At 34.0% G+C, this 7,579-nt stretch carries 9 protein-coding genes; 1 reads left to right on the top strand and 8 read right to left on the bottom strand.

Annotated features, from left to right (window positions below; all coding sequences use genetic code 11):
• Positions 1-13: 13 nt before the first annotated feature.
• Positions 14-862: a M23 family metallopeptidase gene (locus tag ABD745_RS16725; RefSeq protein WP_344832650.1), complete on the bottom strand. Its 849-nt coding sequence runs from the start codon at positions 860-862 to the stop codon at positions 14-16.
• A 12-nt stretch (positions 863-874) separates the two neighbouring features.
• Positions 875-1,477: a hypothetical protein gene (locus tag ABD745_RS16720; RefSeq protein WP_344832647.1), complete on the bottom strand. Its 603-nt coding sequence runs from the start codon at positions 1,475-1,477 to the stop codon at positions 875-877.
• A 161-nt stretch (positions 1,478-1,638) separates the two neighbouring features.
• Here ABD745_RS16720 and ABD745_RS16715 point away from each other — a divergent pair, with 161 nt between their 5' ends.
• Positions 1,639-2,397, top strand: coding sequence for a type III pantothenate kinase (locus ABD745_RS16715; protein ID WP_344832644.1), 759 nt, complete (start codon positions 1,639-1,641; stop codon positions 2,395-2,397).
• Between the two features lie 344 nt (positions 2,398-2,741).
• Here the strand turns inward: ABD745_RS16715 and ABD745_RS16710 are convergent, their stop codons facing one another.
• The 6 genes from ABD745_RS16710 to ABD745_RS16685 form a co-directional block, all read right to left on the bottom strand.
• The gene (locus ABD745_RS16710) at positions 2,742-3,173 is read right to left on the bottom strand and encodes a nucleoside deaminase (RefSeq protein ID WP_344832641.1); all 432 of its coding nucleotides are present in this window, start codon (positions 3,171-3,173) and stop codon (positions 2,742-2,744) included.
• Positions 3,174-3,806 (bottom strand): energy transducer TonB, encoded by a 633-nt coding sequence (locus tag ABD745_RS16705; RefSeq protein WP_344832638.1) that lies wholly within the window; start codon positions 3,804-3,806, stop codon positions 3,174-3,176. It lies immediately after the preceding gene.
• 52 nt (positions 3,807-3,858) lie between these two features.
• The gene (locus ABD745_RS16700) at positions 3,859-4,779 is read right to left on the bottom strand and encodes a helix-turn-helix transcriptional regulator (protein ID WP_344832634.1); all 921 of its coding nucleotides are present in this window, start codon (positions 4,777-4,779) and stop codon (positions 3,859-3,861) included.
• An 85-nt stretch (positions 4,780-4,864) separates the two neighbouring features.
• Positions 4,865-5,218 (bottom strand): hypothetical protein, encoded by a 354-nt coding sequence (locus tag ABD745_RS16695; protein ID WP_344832631.1) that lies wholly within the window; start codon positions 5,216-5,218, stop codon positions 4,865-4,867.
• A 19-nt stretch (positions 5,219-5,237) separates the two neighbouring features.
• Complete coding sequence (locus ABD745_RS16690) at positions 5,238-7,244, bottom strand: hypothetical protein (RefSeq protein ID WP_344832628.1); 2,007 nt, start codon at positions 7,242-7,244, stop codon at positions 5,238-5,240.
• Positions 7,241-7,540 (bottom strand): hypothetical protein, encoded by a 300-nt coding sequence (locus ABD745_RS16685; protein WP_344832625.1) that lies wholly within the window; start codon positions 7,538-7,540, stop codon positions 7,241-7,243. Before ABD745_RS16685 ends, ABD745_RS16690 begins: the two co-directional genes overlap by 4 nt.
• Positions 7,541-7,579 lie beyond the last annotated feature (39 nt).

The following is a 7,579-nucleotide window of genomic DNA, read 5'->3' as shown; positions in this document are numbered from 1 at the left end:
CCCCTTTTGGTTATCATTGAATATTATAGTTAGTATTGTTTTGATAAGCCTTCTTTTCAGATAAATATTCGGTTTTATTTCCGTCCCCTGTTCTGAAAAGGGTTTTAATGGTATTCCTTTGTTTAGGACTCGAAGGACTTGGAAGAAAACATACAAAGTGAAGATGAGGTCCGTTAGTCCAGCCTGTGTTTCCGCTTAATCCGATTATGTCTCCCTTTTTTACAATGTCTCCTGCTTTTACTTTTACTCCATTTTGCTTTAAATGGAAATATTGGGCAATCGTTCCGTCAGAATGTAAAATCGATATATAGTTTGCAAGATTGGCGCAGCTGACCGTAGGACATCCCTTATTGTTGCTCTGGACAGCGTCAATTACCTTACCTTCTCTTGCGGCAAGGATTTTTGTTCCTTCCGGCATTGTGAAATCCAGCGAATTTTCATTTTGGTGAGAAAAAGTTCCGTTATAGCCTTGGTGAACGGTGAAAGATTTTCCCTTTTGAAAAGGCAGATCATATTTGTAATCGGAATCGTAGGTTTTTATAGTAGCATCTCCGGCTAATGTATAATAAATAGGCATTTTCTTTATTTTCCAGCCCTTTTTCTTGTCATTGACGACAAAAGAAGCCACCTTATTTTTTGTAGATTGAGGCGGCAATACCTGAATTGTTTTGAACGTTCCCGGTATCCGCAGGTTTTCAAGTTCGGGTTGTCCTTCGAAGGTTATAGATATAGGATATATTTCAATATTATCGGCATAATAAATTACGCTGTCCTTTTTTACCTCGGGATACATTTTTGCACTTTTCTGAGAAAATGCAAGGAAAGATTGGATAATTAAAATTGCGAGAATCAGTTTTTTCATCATTTAAATATTTTATTTAATCTCAAATTGTTTTACCATCCAGTGATTCGGATGATTTTTAATCAGGTCATTTTTGAGGGTTTCATCTTTGGTGGTCAAATAGCTGTAAACTTTTAACGGAACAGAATCCGGATATTCTTTCAATCCCTGAATCGCGACTGCCTTTGCTTCGTCTTTCTTTTCGCCGCTGTCTAATGCTTCATATTTATAAATGTAAATAATTGCAGGAATTTTCCCGTATACACTTCTTGTTTCATTTTCCAATAATTTCATCGTTTCGATCTGAAAATCAGGATTCGGTTTTTTGCCTACCATTGCCGTTTGACTGATGTGTTGCTGATACATGAGAAAAAGAATCAGAATATGAAGATTTTTTGTACTAGAATCAGAAGCCAGTCTCTGAATTTTTTCTACCGTTTCAGGAGTCATCTCATCATTTTCTGCCTGTAGGTTTTTGTCATAAAACTCATCCAGAAGATTGTAGATTGTTTTGTCGTTGCCGTCAATTTGTGATTCTTTTTTTATTTTTTCGAATACTTCTTTTGCGGCAGCTGCAGTTTGCGAAAAAGCATTAATGGCAACGAAAAAGAACAATAGTAAGACCAGTTTTTTCATGAAAGTGGAGGTGAAGTGATTTTAGATTTTAAATATAATTAATTGTTTTAAAAAGAACAAGGTATTTTAAGGAAGATTGAGAGGTAGTTTTTATTAAAATTGTTAAATTTAAAACCTTAAAATTAATAGAAGGTTTCATCCTTTTTTTGAAAAGCAAATAAATGAATTCAATCGTAATAAATATAGGAAACAGCAATATCAGATTTGGTCTTTTTGATGATGATAATTGTGATATTTCGTGGGTTATCAATACGAAACCTTACAGAACACCGGATGAACTGTATGTTCAGATGTCGATGCTGTACCAGACCTATAAAATAGAACCCAAAGAAATTAGTAAAGTGATTATTGGTTCTGTCGTACCTCAGCTTACTAAGGTGATGAATGCAGCAATAAAAAAGATTCATGATCTGGACCCTGTCATTGTAGACCGAAATACGCCATCAGCAGTGGCCGCAAAATCTAAACAGATGGGAACGGATATTTATGCCAATCTTGTGGCTGCTCATAATCTGTATCCCGGGAGAAAGAAAATTGTTCTGGATTTTGGGACGGCACTTACAGCAAGCTGCGTTGCTGAAGATGGCGAAACTTTGGGAGTAATTATTGCTCCGGGAATTATAACGGCTTTAAATTCTCTCATTGCCCAGACTGCCCAACTTCCGGGAATCGAATTGGTGAAACCAAAAACAGTTTTAGGATTAGATACCGTCAGCTGTATGCAAAGCGGGATGGTTTATGGTTTTTTAGGAATGGTGGAAGGTTTTATCGACCGTATTAATGATGAGGTAAATGATGATTGTTTTGTTGTTGCAACAGGCGGAGTTTCTCATGTCTACAAACCTTTGACGGATAAAATTCATGTGATGGACAGGCTTCACACTTTGAAAGGATTATACTTTTTAGGAAAAGATTTATAATTTAATGCTGAGGTTTGATTTAAATTATAACTAACTTATTGAACAAATAAAACTGTTATCTGAAAATCTAAATCTCAGCGTTGCTAATAAAGTTTATCATGTTATCTCTTACGGAATAGGAGAATCTGAGTGATTTGATGAAGAGACGTTTTTAAAATTCAATTATAATTATGATCCTTCAGCTGAAATTTATACCGAAAAAATAAATATAAAGCCGCAAAAGGAGATGATTTTCATGATTTAAATATTCTCTATCAATATCACAAAATTCAACTGAATCCAAGTGAAAAATCTTACAAAAAATCAGACAAAAGTATTTTTAATATTACCTGTAAAAACTGATTTTACCTTTTTGATTTAAAGAATTCTTTCACAATCGAGGAACATTCGTTTTCCATAATTCCGGAGACAATCTCCGTTTTAGGATGGAGAGAAAGATTTTTATTGATAAAACCTCTCTGTTCGTCTCTCGCACCAATCACGACCTTTGTAATCTGCGCCCACGAAAGCGCTCCCGAACACATGACACAAGGCTCCAGTGTCACATAAAGGATGCAGTCTTTTAAATATTTTCCACCCAAGAAATTAGCAGCAGAAGTTATGGCCTGCATTTCTGCGTGAGCGGTGACATCGTTCAGTGTTTCGGTAAGATTATGAGCTCTCGCAATCACCCGATTGTTGGAAACAACCACACATCCAATCGGGACCTCATCTTTTTCTAACGCAATTTCGGCTTCATTGAGAGCCATTTTCATGAAATATTCGTCGGTAAACATTTATTCTTCGAGATTCATGGTTAAAGGAAGTCTGAAGCGGTATCTTACAGGATCTCCGTTGTTAATTGCCGGAGAAAATTTTTGCGAAATAGAATATAATGCAATTTCTGCCTGTCTGTTGAACGTGAAATTATCGCCTTGTGCCTCTACATTGGTTATACTCCCGTCTTTTTCTACAATGAAGGCAACGTTGGCTTTTACGGTTTTTATCTCAGAATTAACACCTCCAAGATAAAAAAGATCTGCCACTTCTTTTCGAAGTTCGTTGATTCCACCGGGATAATCCGCAACCTTATCAATAACCGGAGAAGCCGAAACAAGAGCTTCTGCAGGTGAATTCTTTTTTATTAACTGTAATTTGCTGAGGTCTTCGAGATTTTTTGTTTTTAATAAAGCTCCGGTCAGGGCAACATTTTCGATACTGTCCATTTTTTGCATGAACAGAATGTAATCCACCTTGATGGAAGCCTTATGATAATTATCTGTTTCGGCATCAAACTTTTTCTTAAATTCTTTACCAAGCATTGTACGATGCTGATTATAATAGTTTTTAATAAGCTTGAACTCTTCCGTCTGTTGCGAGAAACAAAGAGAAGAAATAAGGCAGAAAAGATAAAGGAAAATAGATTTCACTTTTGATATATTTATGTAAATGTAATCAAAAAATCTGAAATATTCGATGCGGTTAGCTTTCCAAATAGCTGTTCAGGGATTCCTGCAAATGATTGCGGATGTCTTCAACTAAGCCTTTCGGTTCTAAAACCTGCACTTCTTTTCCATAAGAAAGAATTTCCTGCATAAAATCGTAAGTCGGGTGCAGAAAAAACTCGAAAAAGATATCTTCAGGCGTTTCTTTGGTTTCTTTCTGAGACTGATGAAGCGGAAAACTTTTGATATATTCTCCCTGATGTCGGCTGCATTTTAAAACGATTTTTTGAGGATTTTGTTCCGTAAGATTCATCACTCCAAAAGCATTTTTAAAATGTTCGCGGAAATTGTATTTGTATTTTTCTCTAAACTGTTTGTCGCTCACATCAAGATAATTGATCCTGTCTAAACCGAATGATTTTAAGGCTTTATCTTTTGTATCAATCGCAATAAGATACCATCTGTCTTTTGATTCCTTCAAAGCCAACGGATGAACTTTTCGTGAAGTCATGATTTTGTTTTTGTAATTGTAATGCTCGAAAGAAACGATTCTTTTATTACGGATTGCAAAAAACAGGTCATAAAAATTTTCAACTCCCGTTGGTTTTCTGCTTTCGAAAAAGATAAAATCTGAGAAATCGGGATGAAGATTCAGGGCATTGCTCACCTGAAAAGATTCTAATAATTTTTGGTTGTATTCATCCACTTCCATGATCGGGCGGCTTTCGATATAATACCGATTATCACCCTTTTTTTTGTTGTGAATGGAAAGATTAAAAAGACCGGAAATCTCTCGAATATCCCTTTGCAAAGTTCGGATAGAGTAGCTTTTGATATCTGCATCCTGAAATTCGAAAGAGTTGAGTAGATAGTCCTCCAGCTGTGAATAGGTAGCCGGAGAACTTTCTAATCTTTTTATAATTAAGGCATATCTTGTAAGGTAAAAATCTTTTTTCATTGCTAAAGTTTCTACCACAAATATATGTGCTTAATGCGACAAAAGGTGTCGTGTTTTATTTTTTTGTGGGTAATTTTTATTCTTTTTATTTATAATCAAACCTGTCTTCATCAGGATACCAATAAAGGTCTAAGCTTGGTGTCATTGTCCCATTTTCATAGGCTTGTATAAAATATTCCAAGCTATTTGAAGTTCCAAAACAAATCACTCTACCATTAGGTTTGTTTTCTACAAGAAACGGAGCATTTCCTACTAATGACTTATCAAAATTTCCGGTTAAAATATATTCTTTAGAATCATAATAATAAATATTACCATAAGGCTTTTTAATAATGCTATCTGTTTCTATAATAACTTCAATATCCGCTCCCCCAAAATGTTCTCCTATACTTTTTAAATAACGTTCTGCTATTTTTAGCATTTCTTTGTCTGTTAACATAAGATTATTTTTTTAATTTTTATTGCCTTACTTTCAAATATCTAAATCCTCCTCCTTCAGATGATTTAAATTTTTTACTATACTTACTTTCTATGAATTTGTCGAATTCTGGTGTTCTGCCAAGTTCTACATATTCTCCGGATTGTCCATCAAATAAATGAAGTTTTCCATTTTTTTTAATGCCTACAAAATAATGCCCCTTAGTTCGCTGTGCAATTGCTCCCATTGATCCTTTTACATTTTCTACATCATGCGCTCCATAAATAACCACTATTTCATCATTTTTTATCAACGCATTCAGTCTCTCCAATGGAGTTTGAAAAACACCATTTATAGTTGCTGGATATAGTTGCTGAAAGCTACCTCCACCATACTTGGCTGCGACTTTCTCAAAGGATTCAAATCCAGATGGATTTGCTCTCCGTATCTCCTTGTTTTTCAAGAAATTTATAATAGCATCTACCACATCAGCACAATTTCGTTTTCCAATCTGAATCACTGCATCTTCTACTGATATATGGTTAAACAATGCTAATGCTTCTTTTAAATTTTCAAATGCTTCGATTTCAATGGTTTTGCCTATATATTTATTTTCTAAAGCCTTAAAAGCTTTTACTTCTTCATCAACTTTTGTTGCTACTATAGAGTCGCCGTATGCACCTCCTTCATGTCTAAATTTCTCCAGAAGTTCCTCTTTCTCTGCTTTTGTAAGTTTTCTAGTAATCCCATTTTCTTCCACTACAGCTTCATTCAGTTGCTTTTCTAAGCTGGAGAGATTTTGATTTCCATCAAATTTAGACATTTCACCAATGTCTTCGATCATTTTAAGAACTTTTTCTCGTGAGCCTTTTAGAAGTTTATACTTTCCAAAAACAATCTGCCATTCTGCGCCTGTTCTTTCTACGCGTAGTCCCATTTTATAAGCAAGTAGAATCAGTTCATTCTTAGCGGAAAAATTGGCCAACCAAGTGGATAGATCTCCAATTGCTTCTGTTGCTTTTGCTGCTTTTCCAATTTTAGGAGAAGGTAAAAAGAGAGAAAGAATCATAGTTATCTCATAACATTGTTGATAAGAAAGCCTGTAGATAGAGCCTTTGCTATTCTCAAAATCATAGGCATCAAACATATCTCCTATTTCTTGAGGTGTCATCTTAAGAAAATCTACAATGACTCTAAAAAACTGTTTGAATGTAGCTCTGTCTGAAAGTATTTGATAAATACTAGGCAAAAGCATTGCAAACCCGTCTATGGTATCTATGAATGCGTTCCAAAAACCACAGAATTCTGCATTTATAGCATATGTCCAATCAACTTGTTTTTCTTTTATTTGGTAATATTCCAGATCTTCTTTTGAATAGGTATATTTCTCTATTGGAATAGTTGTATTTACTCCGATTGCTTTAAGCAATGCTCCATTCAAAATAGGATCAAATCCATTGATATCAGGCAAATAAGATCTTTCAGATAATCTGTATTCTTCAATGTCCTTAAATTCATTACGAAACTGATCTATGAAGAATTTTAAAGGAGCGCCCATTTCATCAAAAAGATAGCCAACAACTTTTTGATAATTATATTCTGCAAAAATTTCTTTATCAATAGCATTAATTATTTTCGTTTTTGAGAGACCATAACGGTTGAAGGTTCCTTTGCTTAGATACATTTCTGATATGCTATTAGCTAAATCTTGTTTAAAGATATTCAAAACGGGATTTACAATTTCTTTTCCGTTATTGTCTTTTATAACATATCCTCCTGTAGAAATTAAATTTTCGTTATTCAGTTTTAAGCAATCGAAAATATCACTTCCAAGATTACATGCTACAAATTCCACTTCTTTTTTATCCGGATTAGAAAATAATTGAAAAGTCATTAAGTTAGAGTCTTCTCCTTCCAGAAACCAATATGCATTATTTAGAGTATTTTTAAGCTCATTATAACTATAATTCATAAATCCCTGCCAAGAAGTATATGTTGTTTCTATTATTTTTGTTCGTTTGGTTCCACACATTTTATCCATCATCATTGATATTTAATGTTAATTTTATCATAGATTTCAGTAAATCCAATTTTTTCCAAATCAATATCATTAAAAAGTTTTTTGATAGCGATGTATTTGCCTTTCTTTTCTAGAAAGCTTCTATATGATCCTTCCTCTGCTTTATAAAAAATACTTTCTTTCCTAAGAGGCGACCCCAATGCATATTCATTAGAATTATTTTTTGAAAGTTTATTCAAAGAATCGTTAAAGATGTTATTCTTTTCCAAAACCTTGCTGAAAGAATTTCCAATAAGAGGATTATTTAATATTTCTAAACTCATTTTGTGATTTTTAAGGTTAAAAAAGGCAGAGTTTTTTAG

It is taken from the genome of Chryseobacterium ginsenosidimutans (genome assembly GCF_039536845.1).
Lineage (GTDB): Bacteria > Bacteroidota > Bacteroidia > Flavobacteriales > Weeksellaceae > Chryseobacterium > Chryseobacterium ginsenosidimutans_B.
The sequence above is the reverse complement of the archived record's forward strand: the minus strand, read 5'-3'. Positions and strand labels throughout refer to the sequence as shown.